The sequence below is a fragment of the Amycolatopsis sp. NPDC054798 genome (assembly GCF_053611505.1).
Genome location: NZ_JBSHAM010000096.1, coordinates 1 through 17,815 on the forward strand (window position 1 = coordinate 1; position 17,815 = coordinate 17,815).

Here is a 17,815-nt window from a genome sequence, read left to right on the forward strand (position 1 = left end):
GAGCGACGGGAGGGGCCTTCGGCCTGTCCCGTCGCTCATCCCCAACGCCGGCGCGATCCCGCGGTGGTGGTGCCGGTGCCATCAAAACCCGCGCAAACCCCGACGCCATGAAATTTATGTGAGGTCGGGTGCGCGTTCTCAGCAAAATCGTCATAGCGTCGCGTCGTGCCCCGAATTCCGTTTCCCCGCACCCGCGGTTCCCGGCTCGCTGCCGTCGCCGCCGTGGTGCTGGTCGCCGCTGCCGCGGCGACTGTCTGGGCGACCCGCGACCACGGTCCCGCGCCGGTCCGGACCCAGGACGCGTTCGTCTCGATGCCCGCCGGGCCCGGTTCCCCCGATCAGGTCCGGATCGACACGACGACCTACTACCCCGAACACACGCCCGCGCCCGCGGTGCTGCTCGCGCACGGCTTCGGCGGCGACAAGTCCAGTGTGGACCCGCAGGCGCGCGAGCTGGCCCAGCGCGGGTTCGTGGTGCTCGCCTGGTCCGCGCGCGGATTCGGGCACAGCACCGGCAAAATCGGGCTGAACGATCCCGACGGCGAGGTCGCCGACGCGCGGCGGCTGGTCGACCGGCTGGCGGCGAGTCCCGAAGTGGCTGCGGGGGCCGACGGTCAGCGCGAGATCGGGGTGACCGGGGCGTCCTACGGCGGTTCGCTGTCGTTGCTGCTCGCCGGGACCGACCGCCGGGTGCGCGCGCTCGCGCCGGTAATCACCTACAACGACCTCGGCCAAGCACTGGTGCCGAACGCCGCGGCGTCGACAGCTCCGTCGGCGAAGACACCGGCGGCCGGTGCGTTCTCTCCGGACGGCGTCTTCAAGAAGACCTGGGCGGGCATCTTCTTCTCTGCTGGTTCAGGCGCGGCCGCGGCGAGCACGCCGTCCGCCGAAGCGCCCGAGCCGGGACAGAAGACCAACGACAACGGCAACACCGCGGGCAACAGCGGCGGCACCGCACCGCAGGCCGCCGTGCCACCGGCTGGCGCACGAGCGGAGCGGCCGTCCCCGGATCCGTGCGGCCGGTTCACCGCGGCGGTGTGCAAGGCGTACGCGGAACTGGCGACCACCGGCAAGGCCAGCCCGGAGACGGTCGCACTGCTGCACCGCGTCTCGCCCTCGTCGGTCACCGGCAAGATCACCGCGCCGACGCTGCTCGTGCAGGGCGAGAGCGACACGTTGTTCGGGCTCGACCAATCCGACGCCACCGCGCGGCAGATCACCGCGGCGGGCGGAGCAGTGCGCACGATCTGGTACGCCGGGGGGCACGACGGCGGCATCCCCGGACCGCAGTTGCGCGCGAAGATCGGCGACTTCCTGTGGTCGTCGCTCACCGGACAGGGCGACCCCGGCCGCGGATTCAGCTACGACGTCCAAGGCACGTTGCGCGCCAACGGAACCCCGTCGGTGCGAACGGTCAACGCCGCCGCGTACCCGGGACTCAACAGCGCGGGAACCGAACGGAAGCAGATCGCGCTCAGCGGCCCGGCGCAGCCGATCGTGCGGCCAGCGGGAGCGAATCCGGCGGCGGTGAGCGGGATTCCGGGGCTGAACGGGCTCGCCTCCAGCACCTCCCGGCTGGCTCCGCTGTTCAGCAGCGACCCGCCGGGCCAGGCCGCGCAGTTCGGCACCGCGCCGTTCGACAGCCAGGTGCTGCTGTCCGGTTCGAGCACCGTGCGGCTGCGAGTCGCGACCGATCCGGCGCATCCGCAGCCGGAAGCGGTGCTGTTCGCGAAGCTGTACGACGTCGGGCAGGACGGCACCCGTGTGCTGCCCGCGAACGCGGTCGCGCCGTTCCGGGTCACCGGGCTGCCCGCGGACGGCACGCCGGTCGACGTCACGGTGACGCTGCCGGGCGTCGTGCGGCCGATCGACTCCGGGCATTCGCTGCGGCTCGTCGTGGGCACGACTGATCAGGCGTATTCGGTGCCGGCGCAGCCGGGAGTGTTCCGGGTCGAACTCGCGCCGGGAGCCGGGCTCGCCGTCCCGGTGGTGCCCGGTGCGTCGGTCGGCGCTCCTCTGCCGGTCGGGCAGCTGATCGGCATCGGCGCGACCCTGCTGGTCGCGATCGCGGTCGTCGCGGTCGCGGCGATCCGGCGGCGGCGGGCACACGACGTCGACCCGGAACTCGCGGACACCCCGCTGGTGATCAAGGGGCTGCGCAAGCAGTACACGGGCGGGTTCACCGCCGTGCGGGACCTGTCCTTCCGCGTCGAACCGGGACAGGTGCTCGGCCTGCTCGGCCCCAACGGCGCGGGCAAGACGACCACGCTGCGGATGCTGATGGGCCTGATCACGCCGACCGCGGGCGAGATCCGCGTGTTCGGCCACCGGATCGCCCCGGGCGCGCCGGTGCTGTCGCGGATCGGGTCGTTCGTCGAGGGCTCCGGATTCCTGCCGCATCTGTCCGGCAAGGCGAACCTGGAGCTGTACTGGGCCGCGACCGGGCGGCCGGTCGAGAAGGCGCATTTCACCGAGGCGCTGGAGATCGCCGGGCTCGGCGACGCGGTGCACCGGCGGGTGAAGACCTACAGCCAGGGCATGCGGCAGCGGCTCGCGATCGCGCAGGCGATGCTCGGGCTGCCGGAGCTGATGGTGCTCGACGAACCGACCAACGGGCTCGACCCGCCGCAGATCCACCAGATGCGGGAGGTCCTGCAGCGCTACGCCGCCACCGGGCGCACCGTCGTCGTCTCGAGCCACCTGCTGGCCGAGGTCGAGCAGACGTGTTCGCACGTAGTGGTCATGCACCGCGGGAGGCTCGTGGCCTCGGGCGAGGTCGGCGAGCTGGCGGCCTCGAGCGGCGAGGCCACGTTCCGGGTCGGCGACCCGGCGGCCGCCGCGGCGGCGCTCAAGAGCGTCGGCGGGGTGTCGGACATCGAGACCGAGGGCGATCTGGTGCACGCGAACCTCGACGGGCTGCCGCGCGCCGAGGCGGTCGCTGCGCTCGTGCGCGCCGGGGTCGCGGTGGAGCAGGCCGGGCCGCGCCGCCGGCTCGAAGACGCGTTCCTGCAGCTGGTGGGAGAGGATTCATGAGCGAGGGCAACGGTTCCGGCGGGGTGCACACCGACCCGGCCGCACTGCGGGAACTGAGCGAACTGGCCACCGCGGAACCGGCCGAGGTCGGCCCGGACGGCGCGGTCGCGGGCTATCGCGCCGACCGGACGCTGCGGCTGAGCGTGGAGCTGAAACGGCAGCTGCGCCGCCGGCGGACCCAGCTGGTGCTGGCGTTCGTCGCGGTGCTGCCGTTCATTCTCGTGGTGGCGTTCCAGATCGGGCAGTCCAATCCGAACCGCCGCTCCGGCGGGTTCGTGGACCTCGCGACGGCGAGCGCGCCGAACTTCGTGGTGCTCGCGTTCTTCGTGTCCGGCACCTTCCTGCTGCCGATGATCGTCGCGCTGTTCTTCGGCGACACGATCGCGAGCGAATCGTCGTGGTCGAGCCTGAAGTACCTGCTGGCGATCCCGGTGCCGCGGCACCGTCTGCTGCGGCAGAAGGCCGTGGTGTCCGGGCTGCTGTCGATCGCCGCGCTGGTGCTGCTGCCGGTGGTTTCGCTGCTGGTCGGCGTCCTCTGGTACGGCGCGGGCGACGCGATCAGCCCCACCGGCGACGCGATCGGCTTCGGCGACAGCCTGCTGGCGCTGCTGATGTCCACTGTGTACATCGTGGTGCAGCTGGCCTGGGTCGCCGGGCTCGCGCTGCTGCTGAGCGTTTCGACGGAAGCGCCGCTGGGCGCGGTCGGCGGGACGGTGCTGGTGGCGATCCTGTCGCAGATCCTCGACCAGATCACCGCACTGGAGGGATTGCGGAACTATCTGCCGACGCACTATTCGTTCGCCTGGATCGACCTGATCTCGACCGACATCGACTGGACGAACCTGGCCAGCGGGGTGCTTTCGTCGGTCATTTACACGACGGTCTTCCTGCTGCTGGCGGGCCGCCGGTTCGCACGCAAGGACGTCACCAGCTGAGCCGGATGTCCGGTACGGTTCGGCGCGTGACGATCCACCTGGAACTCGATGCCGGCGTCGCACTCGTGACCCTCGACCACGGGCGCGGCAACACCCTCGACACCGCCACCTGCAAAGAGCTGGTGATCAGACTCGAAGAGGCGGACGCGGCCGGTGCGCGCGCGGTCGTGCTCACCGGGTCCGGCGACATGTTCTCCGCCGGAGTGGACCTGCTGGCCCTCGCCGAGGGCGGCGCGCGCTACGTCGGCGATTTCCTGCCCGCGCTGTCGGACGCGTTCCTGGCCGTTTTCGGCTTCCCGCGCCCGGTGGTGGCGGCGGTGAACGGCCACGCCATCGCGGGCGGCATGGTGCTGGCCGCGGCGTGCGACCACCGGATCGCCGCCGACGGCCCCGGCCGCATCGGCGTGACGGAGCTGCTCGTGGGCGTGCCGTTCCCGTTGTCGGCGCTGGAAATCCTGCGCTGCACCTACGGCACGACACCGCTGCCGTCCCTGATCTACAGCGGCGCGACCGTCACCATGGCCGACGCACTCCCCCGCGGCCTGGTCGACGAGGTCGTGCCCGCCGACGAGGTGCTCGCCCGGGCGCGCGAACTGGCCTCCCGGCTCGGCGAGCTGCCCGCCGAGGCGTTCGCGCACACGAAGCAGCAGCTCCGGCAGCCGTACCACCAGCGGATCGCGGAGAACCGCGTGTCCGACGACGCACAGGTGGAGCGGCTGTGGCGCTCGGAACCGGCGCTGGCGGCGGTGAAGACGTACGTGGAGAAGGTGCTGAAGCACTGACTTTTCCCTCGGCGCGTTCGCCCCGGGCTAACTCGGCGCAGTGCCCGGTGCGATCGCGGAGGAGAGACTTTCTTGCCTCGGCTCTGCCCTAACACCCATTGCTTCGGCAGCATGTTTCTGTGAAAGTCGAAGCGAGGGTCCGGGAACCGGGGGTGCCTCGTGTGCGGCGCACCCCCGGGCCGGGGGTCCGCTCAGTCTTGGCCCGCCGGTCCGGAGGGCTTCAGCTCTCCCCCAGTTTGACCAGCTCAAGGTCGGTTTGCGGAAAGTCGTCGCCGATGCAGAGCAGCGGTTCTCCGGCGACCATCGCGGCCGCGTAGGTGAGGCAGTCGCCGAAGTTCAGCGCGGCGGGGTGCCTGCCTTTGCCGTACCGCAGGTACGCGGTCTGCGCGGTCCGCCAGTGCGCGTCGCCGAACGTGAGGATGTCGAACCGCCGCCGTTGCAGGAACGAAGCCAGCAGCGTTGCGCCTCGCTCGCCCTCCTTGTGCGTCAGCACGATCGAGGTCTCCACCAAGGTCGGCGCTCCGATCCGGCATTCCTCCGCGGCACCGATCGCCCGGGCGATCGGCACCGCCGACGGTTCGGCCATGAGCACCGCCACGATCGCGGAACTGTCGATGATCACACGCCACCCGGCCCGTATCCGAGGATTTCCTCGCGCTCGGCCTTGCTGACCGGCTTGCCCCGGTTCTCCGGGGAGATCTGCGGCCAGATCTCCTCCTGCAGGTAGCGCACGAACTCGTCCGCGTTCTGCTCCGCACGCCGCTGCGCGACCAGCCGGTCCCGCATGATCCGCAGCGAATCGCGGACCGCGCCGGTTTTGGTGGTGCCGGTCAACTCGGCCACCTCCGCGGCGAGGCGCTCCGTCTCAGGATCTTTGATGTTCATCGCCATGGTGGAAGGGTACCCTGCCACGGTGTAATTACTTGATTCCAGCCGCGTCCATCCCCCGCAGTTCCTTCTTCAGGTCGGAGACCTCGTCGCGCAGCCGGGCGGCCAATTCGAACTGCAGGTCGCGGGCGGCCTGCATCATCTGGTCGGTCATCTGCTGGATCAGGTCGGCCAGTTCGGCGCGTGGCATCCCCGACACGTTCTTGTCGGTGAGCATGCCCGAGCTGCGGACGCGGTCGCCCTGTTCCGGCTTCTTGCCGCGCGAGGCGTTGCGGCCCGAGCCGCCGACTGCGACCGCCTCGTCCGAGTCCTCCGCTTCGGTGTAGACGCGGTCGAGGATGTCGGCGATCTTCTTGCGCAGCGGCTGCGGGTCGAGACCGCGTTCCTCGTTGTAGGCGACCTGCTTGGCGCGGCGGCGGTCGGTCTCGTCGATCGCGTACTGCATCGAATCGGTGATCTTGTCCGCGTACATGTGGACCTCGCCGGACACGTTCCGCGCCGCGCGGCCGATGGTCTGGATCAGCGACGTTCCGCTGCGCAGGAAGCCTTCCTTGTCCGCGTCGAGGATCGCGACCAGCGACACCTCGGGCAGGTCGAGGCCCTCGCGCAGCAGGTTGATGCCGACCAGGACGTCGTAGTCGCCTGCCCGCAGCTGGCGCAGCAGCTCGACCCGGCGCAGGGTGTCGACCTCCGAGTGCAGGTACCGGACCCGGATCCCGAGCTCCAGCAGGTAGTCGGTGAGGTCCTCGGCCATCTTCTTGGTGAGCGTGGTGACCAGGACGCGCTCGTCCTTCTCCGCGCGCTCGCGGATCTCGTGCACCAGGTCGTCGATCTGGCCCTCGGTGGGCTTCACGACCACCTTCGGGTCGACCAGGCCGGTCGGCCGGATGACCTGCTCGACGAACTCGCCGCCGGTCTGGCCCATCTCGTACGGGCCCGGCGTCGCCGACAGGTACACCGTCTGCCCGATCCGGTCGGAGAACTCCTCCCAGGTCAGCGGCCGGTTGTCGACCGCGCTCGGCAGCCGGAACCCGTAGTCGACGAGGTTGCGCTTGCGGCTCATGTCGCCCTCGTACATGCCGCCGATCTGCGGCACCGTCTGGTGCGATTCGTCGATGACCAGCAGGAAGTCTTCCGGGAAGTAGTCGATCAGCGTGGCGGGCGCGGTGCCCGCGCCGCGGCCGTCGATGTGCCGCGAGTAGTTCTCGATGCCGGAGCAGAAGCCGACCTGGCGCATCATCTCGATGTCGTAGGCGGTGCGCATCCGCAGCCGCTGGGCCTCCAGCAGCTTGCCCTGCTTCTCCAGCTCGGCCAGCCGCTCCTCCAGCTCGGCCTCGATGCCGCGGATCGCCTTCTCCATCCGCTCCGGCCCGGCGACGTAGTGCGTGGCCGGGAAGATCCGGACCTCGTCGACCTCGCGCACGATGTCGCCGGTGAGCGGGTGCAGGTAGTACAGCTTGTCGATCTCGTCGCCGAAGAACTCGACGCGGATCGCCAGCTCCTCGTACGCCGGGATGATCTCCACCGTGTCGCCGCGGACGCGGAACGTGCCGCGCGCGAAGGCGATGTCGTTGCGCGAGTACTGCACGTCGACCAGCGCGCGCAGCAGCACATCGCGCTCCACCGTGCCGCCGACCTCCAGCTTCGTGGACCGGTCGAGGTACGACTGCGGCGTGCCGAGGCCGTAGATGCAGGACACCGACGCGACCACGATCACGTCACGCCGCGAGAGCAGGTTCATCGTGGCGGAGTGGCGCAGCCGCTCGACGTCGTCGTTGATCGACGAGTCCTTCTCGATGTAGGTGTCCGTCTGCGCGATGTACGCCTCGGGCTGGTAGTAGTCGTAGTAGCTGACGAAGTATTCGACCGCGTTGTGCGGGAACAGCTCGCGCAGCTCGTTGGCCAGCTGCGCGGCCAGCGTCTTGTTCGGAGCCATCACCAGGGTGGGCCGCTGGACGCGCTCGATCAGCCACGCGGTGGTGGCCGATTTGCCGGTGCCGGTGGCGCCGAGCAGCACGACGTCTTTCTCGCCCGCCCTGATCCGGCGTTCGAGCTCGTCGATGGCCGCCGGCTGGTCGCCGGCGGGCTGGTACTCGCTGACGACCTCGAACCGGCCGCCGGCGCGAGGCACCTCGGAGACCGGGCGGAAGTCGGACTGGGCGAGGACGGGGTGTTCGGTTGCGAAAGCCACGGGAACCAGGGTAGGCCGGAGCACCGACAATTTCCGCGACGGCCCGTCTGAGCTGGGGATCCAGTGCTCGCTCGGCGGCGGATTCGGGCCCGGAGCGGCGGTGGCCGGACAGGAATCCGCCCGCCGCGTCCGCGGCCCGGCGGCAGGAATCAGCTCTCGCTCCCGGGCAGCGGGACCCGGCCCTTGGCAAGGCCGCTCGAGAACCCGCCGGTCGCACCGCCCGGCAGCAGGGACCGGTCCGGGATCGGAGCCGGTGGATCACCGGTGCGCCGGTCTCCCTCAGCAGCTGCAGCAGTCGCATCCGTCGCAGCAGCCGCAATCACCGCAGTCGCAGCCGTTGCAGCAGTCGCAGTCGCAACCGGCGCTGTTCGGTTTGCCGCTCCACGGGCCCGGATACGGGTCCCGGCAGCAGAACTGGCAGGAGCAGCACATGTACGTCGCGATCGCGCAGCCCGCGAAGAAGTTCCGCCGCTTCGGCGGGACCGCGAACTTCGGCACCCAGCAGCCGCCGCCCTTGCCGTCCAGCGAGCCCCGGTCCTCCGGCGGTTCGGGGCCGTCCGGGCCACCCGGTCCGCCAGGTCCGCCTGGGCCTGCAGGTCCGCCAGGGCCGCCGGGACCGGGCATTCCGGCAGGTCCGTACCCGGGCACTGGGGCGCCGTAGCCCGGCTGCTGCCCGTATCCCGCCTGCCCAGGCCCAGGCGCACCGATCCCCGGCCCGTACGGCGACTGCTGCGGCGTCGGCCCCGGCCCGATCCACCCGGGCGGCTGCTGCCCGGACGCGTGGCCGTGCAACTGGTGATGCCCGAACGCCCGCCGCACCGCCTGCCGCAGTTCGTGCACCAGCAGCGCGTGCACCAGCGCCGAATCGGCGAACTCCGCCTCGCGCAATGCCAGCTCGACCCCGAGCACCGCGTCCGAGCACAACCGGTGCGCCTCGTCCAACGCTGTTCCCGTTGCCAGCAGCGGATTCCACGAACCGGACGCGGCATCCGAAGCCAGGTCCTCGACCGCGTCGAGCAGGTGCGCCACCCGGCCGAACAACCGCCCGGCCTCGGCGAGCGGCGCGCGGTTGCCGGGGCGTCCGGCCAGCACCGCGGTCTGCGCGAACGCGGCGGACGACGCCAGCTCGGCCGGTTCGGTCGCCAGCAGCGGCGAGTCCCCGATCCGGACAGCGCGTTCCAGCTCGCCTTGCCTGCCGACGGCTTCGGTCAGCACCGCGGTGTCGAAACCGATGCCCGCACCCGTCCGGCCGCCCTGCGCGGCCCAGCGGCGCGCGACGAGCCGAGCCGCTCCGGCCACCGGACGCCGGGCGAAGGCGCCGTCCCGATCGGCGACGTGGTCGTCGACCTTCGCCGAAGCCAGCACCAGCGACACCGCCGCGGCGAGCCGGGCTCCGTCGCCGACCGCGACCGACGCCGAGCGCATCGACCGCAGCGGGCACGGGCCCGCGGCGCGCCGGGGACCGCTCGGCGTCTGCGCCTCGACCAGCGCCGACACGATCAGCGCGTCGTAGTTCGTCACGACGCGGGCGAACTGCCCGTGCTGGTCGCGCAGGGCGAGGCAGAGGCCGCACAGGTGCGCCATCCAGTCCGCGTGCAGCCGCCCGGCCAGCCGATGCCGGCAGGGTCTGATGATCCCGAACAACCGCTTGTCCCCCCAGAGAACCGAATGACCCCGGGAACTTTAGCTCCCCGCCCCGGCCCCTAACCGGCGTTCCCGTGATTCTCCCGAGGCGAGGGGGCAAGGCAGGATGGGCGGATGACCGATCTGCACCCGCCGAAGGTCGAGACGTTCGACCCGGCCGCCCGCGTGAACATCGACAACAAGGGCATCCGCCGCGACGTGGAGGAGTTCCGCGAGGAGCCGTTCGGCCTGTACCTGGCGCGGCCGACGCCGGGGCGGGCGCAGTTCCACTACCTCGAGTCCTGGCTGCTGCCCGAGCTGGGACTGCGGATCACCGACTTCTGGTTCGCCCCCGGCCACGAACGCGACCAGGATTTCTACCTCGACGTGGTGCGCGTGCACCGCGACGGCCCGCGCTGGGTCGCCACCGACCTCTATCTCGACCTCGTGCTCAAGGACAAGCTCTCGGTCCGGGTGATCGACACCGACGAGCTTCTCGCCGCCGTCGCCGGAAACCTGCTCTCCCGCGAGGACGGCGAGTACGCGCTCGAAGTCGCCTACGCTGCTCTCGAGGGGCTCGCCGCGCACGGCTACGACCTCGCCGCTTGGCTGTCCACAAAGGACATTGCGCTCAGCTGGCGCAGGCATCCCTAGCCGGGAACGGGGGAATTCCCCACCCCGCCCGGCGGGCAGCCGGATTACCCGGAACGGCTCCCCCGGCCACGATCAGCGGCATGGAACGAACCGCAAACCAGGTGACGCTCGACCTCGTCTGCTCGCTGTATCGCGAGCACACCGAAGCGTTGCGCGCCGCGAAGGACGCCCAGCGAGCGCACCGCCGGGCGCATCCGACGATGAAGACTCAGCTGGACGACGTCGAGGCGGAGATCACCTATCTGCTCCTGCGGCAGCTGCGGCCGGAGAAAGTCGTGGAGATCGGGTCTCTGCACGGCTGGTCCACGAGCTGGATCCTCCGCGCGCTCGCCGACAACGGCACCGGCAGGCTGACCACGATCGACCTCATCGGAAACGCCGCCAAGACCGTTCCGCACGCGCTGGCCAAGGGCCGCTGGGAGTTCCGCCAAGGCGACGCGCGCACTCTCTCCGGGGACGTTCTGTCCGATGTGGACTATCTGTTCATCGACGCTGACCACGGCGCGCGCTTCGCGAGGTGGTACCTGTCCGACGTTTTCCCGAAGATCGACGCCGCGGTGAGCGTGCACGACGTGTTCCACCGCCACACCCCGCTGCCGTTCACCGAGGGCACCGAAGTGGTGCGCTGGCTGGAAAAAACGCGGACTCCGTACTTCACCGCGGCCCGCGCGCGAGCGAAACACGCGTACGCTTGCCTCAACGAAGTCAGGCGTGAACTCGGCGTCGACGGCAACGTGCACACCGGCCGCGACAACCCGATGATCTACTTCCGCATCAACCGATCGGTGGATGCGCGGCTTACAGCCGGTGGACCGGAAGTCGCGCCGTTCCGCTGATCCGATCGGCCGCTCCAGCCGGGATTCTCGAAGACAGCAACCGCTGCGATCGAGAGGGGACGGCAGGCCATGCCGGTCATCGAGGTGCGGAACCTCAGGAAACGCTATCGCCGGAAAACGGCGGTGGAAGACGTTTCGTTCACCGTGGAGCAAGGCGAGATCTTCGGGATCCTCGGCCCCAACGGCGCGGGCAAGACCACCACGGTGGAATGCGTCGAGGGCCTGCGCTCCCCCGACGGCGGCACCGTTTCGGTGCTCGGGCTCGACCCGCGGCGCGACGTCCGCGAGCTGCGCCAGCGCCTCGGCGTCCAGCTGCAGGAAAGCCAGCTGCCCGACCGGCTGCGCGTCGGCGAGGTGCTCGAGCTGTTCGCCGCGATGTACCGCACTCCGGCCGATCCGGAGCGGCTGATGGCGCTGCTCGGGCTCACCGAACAGCGGAATGTCTTCTACCGCAAGCTTTCCGGCGGTCAGCAGCAGCGCGTGTCGATCGCGCTCGCGCTGATCGGCAGCCCCGAGGTGGTGGTGCTCGACGAACTGACGACCGGGCTCGACCCGCAGGCGCGCCGCGACACCTGGGATCTCGTGGAAGCGGTCCGCGCGGAAGGCGTGACGGTCGTGCTGGTCACGCACTTCATGGAAGAGGCGGAACGGCTGTGCGACCGGATCGCGGTGATCGACGCCGGGCGCGTCGTCGCGATCGACACCCCGGCGGGGCTGGTCGGGCGGGTCGGCGGGGAGCAGCGGATCCGGTTCCGCCCGTCCGTGCCGGTCGACCCCGGCGCGCTGAGCGGGCTGCCGGACGTGCTGAAGGTCGAGCGGAACGGCGCGCATCTGGTGGTGACCGGGGGTGCCGGCGCACTGCAGGCGGTGACGTCGTTCCTCGCCCGCGCCAACGTGGTGGCGGGCGATCTGCGAGTGGAACAGGCCAGCCTCGACGACGCTTTTGTCGCGCTGACCGGCCGGAAACTGGACTGAGGGGGCCGGAAGTGTTGTCGAAACTGACCGTCGCCGAGGCGAAGATCTTCCTCCGCGACCCCGGTGCGCCCGCCGTGGTGCTCGGGATCCCGCTGGCGCTGCTGCTGGTGTTCGGGCTGATGCCGGGATCGCGCGAGCCGAGCGCCGGCTACGCCGGCCAGTCGTCGTTGTCCACGCTGATCGCGCCGATGGCGGTGGCGATCCTGCTCGCGATTCTCGCGTTGAACATGCTCCCCGGCGCGATGGCCGCGCACCGGGAGAAGGGGGTGCTGAAGCGGCTGGCGGCGAGCCCGTTGCCGCCGTCTCGGCTGCTGGCCGCGCAACTGCTGGTGAACCTCGCGGCCGCCGTGGTCGCGATCGTGCTCGTCGTGGGGGTGGGCACGCTCGCGCTCGGCATGGAACTGCCGAGGAATCCGGGCGGGTTCGTCGCGGTCACGCTGCTGGGCGCGGTGTCGCTGTTCTCGGTGGGCACGCTGCTGGCCGCTTTCGCGCCGAGCGGCCGCGCGGCGAACGGACTCGGCGCGGCGGTGTTCTTCCCGATGCTCGCGCTCGGCGGGGTCTGGGTGCCCAAGGAACAGCTGCCGCCGGTGCTGCAGCACGTCGCCGACGTCCTGCCGCTCGGCGCCACGCTCGGCAGCCTGCGCGAGACCGCCGCCGGGCACGCGCCGCAATGGCTTCCGCTCGTCGCTCTGGCTGTCGTCGCCGTCGTGTGCTCGACGCTCGCCGCCCGATTCTTCCGCTGGGAGTGACCACGATGACCACGACACAGGAAGAAACCGCGACGGCCCGCTCGGTCGCGCCGTTCGCCCGCACGCCCGTGTTCGGCATCGCCGCGCTGCTCGCGGTGCCGCTGGTGCTGACCGCGAACAACTACGGCTACTTCGGCGACGAGCTGTACTTCCTCGCCGCCGGACGGCATCTGGCCTGGGGTTACGTGGACCAGCCGCCACTGCTGCCGCTGCTGGCCCGCGCGATGGACACGATCGCGCCCGATTCGCTGTTCGTCCTGCGGATCCCGGCGATGCTGGCGATGCTCGCCGGGGTCGTGTTCGCCGCGCTCATCGCCCGCGAACTCGGCGGGCGCACCCGCGCGCAGGCGATCACCGCCGCGGCCTTCGCCACCTGCACGCAGTTCGTCGCCAGCGGCCACTACCTGGCGACCTCGACGCTGGACCCGTTCCTCTGGACCGTCCTGCTCTGGCTGGTCGTCCGATGGATCCGCACCCGGCGCGACAGCCTGCTGCTGTGGGCGGGCGTCGTCACCGCGATCGCGCTGTACGTGAAGTTCCTGATCGGCGGGTTCTGGGTCGTCGCCGCGATCGCGCTGCTGATCTGCGGTCCGCGCGAACTGCTGCGCCGTCCGATGCTGTGGGCCGGTGCCGCGATCGCCGCGCTGGCGCTCGTGCCGACCCTGGTGTGGCAGGCGCAGCACGGCTGGCCGCAGCTCAGCATGGGCGCGGCGATCTCGACCGAGGTCGGCGAAACCTGGGGCGGACGGCTGACCTGGATCCCGCAGGTGCTGCTGCTCGCCGGCATCCCGGTCGGGGTCGTGCTGCTCGGCTACGGCCTGTGGCGGCTGTTGCGCTCGCCGCGGCTGCGGTCCTACCGGTTCCTCGCCTGGACCACGCTCGCGCTGGCCGTGGTGTTCATCGTGGTGAACGGCCGTTCGTACTACATCGTGGGCATGTTCGCGCCGTGCTGGGCCGCCGCGGCGGTGGAACTGGAGAACGGGCAGGCGTCCCGGTGGTGGCGCTGGATCCCGACGTGGCCGGTCTACGTGCTTTCCGCGCTGCTGATGCTGCCCATGGCGCTGCCGGTGTGGCCGCACGCGTGGGTCGAGAAGAACCCGTCGCTGCCGACTCCGGGCTTCTCGTTCGGCGAGGTCGGCTGGCCGGAAGGGGCGCAGTCGGTCGCCAAGGCGTTCCACCGCGTGCCGGACCCGGCACACACCGCGGTCGTCGGCGAGACGTACTGGACCGCGAGCGCGCTCGACCGCTACGGCCCGGACTTGGACCTGCCCGAGCCGACCAGCCCCAACCGCGGGTACGCGACGCTGGCCGTCCCGTCCGATTCGGCGCGCGACGTCCTGTTCGTCGGGGCCGATCCCCGGCCGCTGCTCGGGCACTTCGCCCATCTCGAGCCGGTCGGGACGGTGTCGACCGGGACCGCGAAGCCGAGTGTGCTCGACGGCACCCCGATGTGGCTGGCCACCGGGAGGCTCCAGCCGTGGGCGGAAATCTGGCCCAAGCTGGCGAACACCGGGGGCTGACCGGCAGCACCCGCTGTAGTACGGCGGCTGGCCCCGCCCGTAGGGTGCGGGCGAGGCCAGCCCCCGATTCGCCGACAGGGAGCAGGATGGATGCCGTGACCGCGGCCACCGCACCGAGCACGCCGGACCGTGCGCTCGCCGAGTTCGCCCGGCGGCCGGTTTTCCTGCTCGCCGCGGGAACCGCCGCCGTACTCCTCGCCACCGCCGGCCGCTACGGCTACTTCGGCGACGAGCTGTACTTCCTCGCCGCGGGCAAGCACCTCGCGTGGGGCTATGCGGACCAGCCGCCGGTGCTGCCGTGGCTCGCCTGGCTGGCGGACTCGATCGCACCCGGCTCGCTCGTGGTGTTCCGGATCCCGGCGATCCTGGCGACCGCCGCGGGCGTGGTGTTCACCGCGCTGATCGCCCGCGAGATGGGCGGCGAACGCAAGGCGCAGACCCGCGCCGCCGCGGCGTACGCGATCTGCGGGCAGTTCGTCGGCAGCGGCCACTACCTCGCGACGTCCACTGTGGACCCTCTGCTGTGGACGATCGTGCTGTGGCTGCTGGTCCGCTGGATCCGCACCCGAGACGACAACCTGCTGCTGTGGCTCGGCGTGGCGACAGCGGTCGGGCTCAACGTGAAGTTCCTGCTCGGCGGGTTCTGGGCGGTCACCGCGATCACCGCACTCGTGTTCGGGCCGCGAGACCTGGTGCGCCGCCCCAAACTGTGGCTGGGCGCGGCGATCGCCGCGCTCGCGTGCGTCCCGACGTTGCTCTGGCAGGCCGCGAACGGCTGGCCGCAGCTCGGCATGGGCGACGCGGTGTCGCGCGAAGTCGAGGAGGCGGGCGGCCGGGCGATGTTCGTGCCCGCGCTGCTCGCCGGAGCCGGTCTGGTCATCGGCGCGCTGGGAGTGCTGTACGGACTGGCTGTGCTGCTCGGCAGTGCCCGGCTGCGCGCGTACCGGTTCCTCGGCTGGACCGCGCTCGGCGTCTTCGCGATCTTCCTGATCGGCAATGGCCGTTTCTATTACGCGGCGGGCACTTTCGGCCTGTTGTGGGCAGCCGCGGCGGTGCATCTGCAGGACCGCAGGCCCGCGCTGTGGTGGCGCTGGGTGCCGACGTGGCCGATGTTCGTCCTGTCCGCGCTGTACAGCCTCCCCTACGCACTTCCGGTGTGGCCGGAACAGTGGCTGGTCGAGCATCCGGACGCACCGCGCCCGGCGTACGCGATGGAGGAGTACGGCTGGCCGGATCTGGCCGCGTCCGTCGCCAAGCAATACCGCGCGCTGCCGCCGGAGGAACGGACCCGCACCACGCTCGTCACCGGCGGGTACTGGCAGGCCGGCGCGCTCGGCCGGTACGGGCCGGAACAGGGCCTGCCCGAGGCGTACAGCGCCAGCCGCGGTTTCTGGTACTTCGGGCGGCCGGACGACCATGCGGACACCGTGCTGTTCGTCGGCCGCGAACCGGCGAAGCTGGCGGCGCACTTCCGGTCCGCGCGGGTCGTCGGCGAGGTCGACAACCGGCTGGGCATCCCGAATTCCAGCCGGCACATGCCGATCTGGCTGCTCGAAGGACGGACCGGCAGCTGGGCCGGGATCTGGCCGCAGCTGAAGGACCTCAAGGCATGAGATTCGAGGACGTCCGGGACGTCAAACTCGACTGGCGGGGTTCGATGATGCCGCCCGTGACGCCCGACCCGGGCGATCCGCCAGTGCGCTGGCACCGCTGGTTCTCCTGGGCCGAGACCGCGATCGCGTGGCTTCTGCTGATCGTCCCGACGCTGCTCAGCGCGCTGTTCGGCGACCAGACCGCCGGACACCGGACCACCACGCTGCTGCTCGCCGCCGGGGCCGCGGCCTGGCTGGGGCTGACCACTGTCGCGTTGCGGGCGAAGCTGCGCGACCACCCGCTCGCCGCGGCCGCGGTGTTCGCCGGGGTCGTCACGTTCGGCTCGATCCTTCAGTCGCGCGACACGTACTTCGTCATCTTCATGATCTACGGGTTCTTCGCGGCGATGCGGATGAGGCCGATGCCGCTCGCGTTCCTTGGCGTCGGCATCACGTCGCTGCTGATCAACACGATGACACTCGGCGGGCCGATCCACGCGCTGTCCGTCTCGCCGGGAATCTGGGGCACGGTGGTGGTCGTGCAGACCGTGGCGATCGGCGGCGGCAGCGCGGTTTTCGCCGCCGTGGGCAAGCAGAACGCCGAACGCAAGCAGATGCTCGACCAGCTGGCGGCGGCCGAGGCGGAAAACCGCGGGCTGCAACGGCAGCTGCTCACGCAGGCGCGCGAGGCGGGCGTGCTCGACGAGCGGCAGCGGCTGAGCCAGGAAATCCACGACACGCTCGCGCAGGGCTTCACCGGGATCATCACCCAGCTCGAAGCCGCCGCGCAGGCCCGCGCCAACCCGGCGGAATGGGAACGCCACCTCGCCGCCGCGACCCAGCTGGCGCGAGAGAACCTCACCGCGGCCCGGCGTTCGGTCGACGCGCTGAACCCGGAACCGCTCGAAACCGCGACGCTGCCCGAAGCGCTCGCCGAGGTCACGCGGCTGTGGAGCGAACGCACCGGCGTGCCCGCGGAATTCTCGGCCACCGGGACCGCCGTCCCGCTGCATCCGGAGCTGGAGGCCACTCTGCTGCGGATCACCCAGGAAGCACTGTCCAATGTGGCCAAACACGCGCGGGCCGGCCGAGCCGGGATCACCCTGTCCTACATGGGCGACGAGGTGACGCTGGACGCGCGCGACGACGGGGTCGGCTTCGACTTGGCGAACCCGCCGTGCCCTCCGTCGGCCGAAGGCGGGCACGGCCTGCCCGGCATGCGGCGGCGAGCGGAACGGCTCGCCGGCACCCTGCACGTCGAGTCCGAACCGGGCGGCGGCACCGCGATCTCGGTGCGCCTGCCCGCCGTCCCGGCTGCGACACTGGATCCGACCGAGGGGGCCTCATGACCATCACGCTGCTCATCGCCGACGACCACCCGATCGTCCGGGACGGGCTGCGCGGCATCTTCACCGGCGAACGCGGTTTCGAGGTGCTGGGCGAGGCCGCGCACGGAGCCGAGGCGGTCACGCTCGCCGAGGCCCTGCGCCCGGACGTCGTGCTGATGGACCTGCGCATGCCCGGCACCGACGGCGTCGCCGCGATCACTGAACTCGCCCGCCTCGGCAACCCGGCGCGGGTGCTCGTGCTGACCACCTACGACACGGATTCCGACGTGCTGCCCGCGATCGAGGCGGGGGCGACCGGCTATCTGCTGAAGGACTCGCCGCGCGAGGAACTGTTCCGCGCCGTCCGCGCCGCCGCCCGCGGGGAGGCGGTCCTCTCCCCCGCCGTCGCGAGCCGGATCATGGGCCAGATGCGCGCACCGGCCCAGGAACCGTTGTCCCAGCGCGAAATCGAGGTGCTGGGCCTCGTCGCGCGCGGGTCGACGAACAAGGAAGCGGCGAAGAAGCTCTTCATCAGCGAGGCGACGGTGAAGACGCATTTGCTGCACGCGTACGCGAAACTCGGCGTGAAGGACCGCGCGGCCGCGGTGGCGGTGGCTTTCGAACGCGGTTTGCTCGGCTCCTGACCCCGCTCGTCAAGCGCCCCAATGTGGCATTGGGTGCGTGCGACGCACCGAACGCCACTTTGGGT

The 17,815-nt window shown here is 71.1% G+C and carries 15 protein-coding genes; 11 read left to right on the forward strand and 4 right to left on the reverse strand.

The annotated features are described in order from the left end of the window. The first annotated feature begins 165 nt into the window (after positions 1–165). From ACWGIC_RS37200 to ACWGIC_RS37210, 3 genes are read left to right on the forward strand one after another with little or no spacing between them, the layout of a single operon-like run. Positions 166–3,033 (forward strand): alpha/beta fold hydrolase, encoded by a 2,868-nt coding sequence (locus ACWGIC_RS37200; RefSeq protein WP_452080632.1) that lies wholly within the window; start codon positions 166–168, stop codon positions 3,031–3,033. After that, positions 3,030–3,968, forward strand: coding sequence for an ABC transporter permease (locus tag ACWGIC_RS37205; protein ID WP_452080633.1), 939 nt, complete (start codon positions 3,030–3,032; stop codon positions 3,966–3,968). Before ACWGIC_RS37200 ends, ACWGIC_RS37205 begins: the two co-directional genes overlap by 4 nt. Before the next feature lie 5 nt (positions 3,969–3,973). Beyond that, positions 3,974–4,750: an enoyl-CoA hydratase/isomerase family protein gene (locus ACWGIC_RS37210; protein ID WP_452080634.1), complete on the forward strand. Its 777-nt coding sequence runs from the start codon at positions 3,974–3,976 to the stop codon at positions 4,748–4,750. Positions 4,751–4,970: 220 nt separating this feature from the next. Here ACWGIC_RS37210 and ACWGIC_RS37215 read toward each other — a convergent pair whose 3' ends face one another. The 4 genes from ACWGIC_RS37215 to ACWGIC_RS37230 form a co-directional block, all read right to left on the reverse strand. Further along, complete coding sequence (locus ACWGIC_RS37215; protein WP_452080635.1) at positions 4,971–5,372, reverse strand: type II toxin-antitoxin system VapC family toxin; 402 nt, start codon at positions 5,370–5,372, stop codon at positions 4,971–4,973. Continuing rightward, positions 5,369–5,641: a type II toxin-antitoxin system VapB family antitoxin gene (locus ACWGIC_RS37220; RefSeq protein ID WP_452080636.1), complete on the reverse strand. Its 273-nt coding sequence runs from the start codon at positions 5,639–5,641 to the stop codon at positions 5,369–5,371. Before ACWGIC_RS37220 ends, ACWGIC_RS37215 begins: the two co-directional genes overlap by 4 nt. 28 nt (positions 5,642–5,669) lie before the next feature. Next, the gene (gene uvrB, locus ACWGIC_RS37225; RefSeq protein ID WP_452080637.1) at positions 5,670–7,829 is read right to left on the reverse strand and encodes an excinuclease ABC subunit UvrB; all 2,160 of its coding nucleotides are present in this window, start codon (positions 7,827–7,829) and stop codon (positions 5,670–5,672) included. Positions 7,830–8,108: 279 nt separating this feature from the next. Then, positions 8,109–9,473, reverse strand: a complete 1,365-nt coding sequence (locus tag ACWGIC_RS37230) for a DUF5685 family protein (RefSeq protein WP_452080638.1) — start codon at positions 9,471–9,473, stop codon at positions 8,109–8,111. Positions 9,474–9,587: 114 nt separating this feature from the next. On the opposite strand from ACWGIC_RS37230, the gene ACWGIC_RS37235 reads away from it, so the two are divergent. The 8 genes from ACWGIC_RS37235 to ACWGIC_RS37270 all read left to right on the forward strand — a co-directional run bounded on the left by ACWGIC_RS37235 (position 9,588) and on the right by ACWGIC_RS37270 (position 17,750). Beyond that, positions 9,588–10,106, forward strand: coding sequence for a DUF402 domain-containing protein (locus ACWGIC_RS37235; protein WP_452080639.1), 519 nt, complete (start codon positions 9,588–9,590; stop codon positions 10,104–10,106). A gap of 80 nt (positions 10,107–10,186) precedes the next feature. Beyond that, positions 10,187–10,942, forward strand: a complete 756-nt coding sequence (locus tag ACWGIC_RS37240) for a class I SAM-dependent methyltransferase (protein WP_452080640.1) — start codon at positions 10,187–10,189, stop codon at positions 10,940–10,942. Positions 10,943–11,011: 69 nt separating this feature from the next. After that, on the forward strand, positions 11,012–11,917 hold the full coding sequence (locus ACWGIC_RS37245) for an ABC transporter ATP-binding protein (protein ID WP_452080641.1): 906 nt from the start codon (positions 11,012–11,014) through the stop codon (positions 11,915–11,917). An 11-nt stretch (positions 11,918–11,928) separates the two neighbouring features. Further along, positions 11,929–12,666: an ABC transporter permease gene (locus ACWGIC_RS37250; protein ID WP_452080642.1), complete on the forward strand. Its 738-nt coding sequence runs from the start codon at positions 11,929–11,931 to the stop codon at positions 12,664–12,666. Positions 12,667–12,671: 5 nt separating this feature from the next. Next, entirely contained in the window at positions 12,672–14,186 is a 1,515-nt protein-coding gene (locus ACWGIC_RS37255) for an ArnT family glycosyltransferase (protein ID WP_452080643.1), read from the forward strand. Between the two features lie 86 nt (positions 14,187–14,272). After that, positions 14,273–15,799 carry an ArnT family glycosyltransferase gene (locus ACWGIC_RS37260; protein WP_452080644.1) on the forward strand — a complete coding sequence of 509 codons (1,527 nt, stop codon included), beginning with the start codon at positions 14,273–14,275 and terminating at the stop codon, positions 15,797–15,799. Continuing rightward, a complete protein-coding gene (locus ACWGIC_RS37265) occupies positions 15,796–17,127 on the forward strand; it encodes a sensor histidine kinase (RefSeq protein ID WP_452080645.1) in 1,332 nt (443 codons plus the stop codon). Before ACWGIC_RS37260 ends, ACWGIC_RS37265 begins: the two co-directional genes overlap by 4 nt. Continuing rightward, the gene (locus ACWGIC_RS37270) at positions 17,124–17,750 is read left to right on the forward strand and encodes a response regulator (RefSeq protein WP_452080646.1); all 627 of its coding nucleotides are present in this window, start codon (positions 17,124–17,126) and stop codon (positions 17,748–17,750) included. The genes ACWGIC_RS37265 and ACWGIC_RS37270 overlap by 4 nt, the downstream gene beginning before the upstream one ends. The last annotated feature ends 65 nt before the right edge of the window (positions 17,751–17,815 follow it).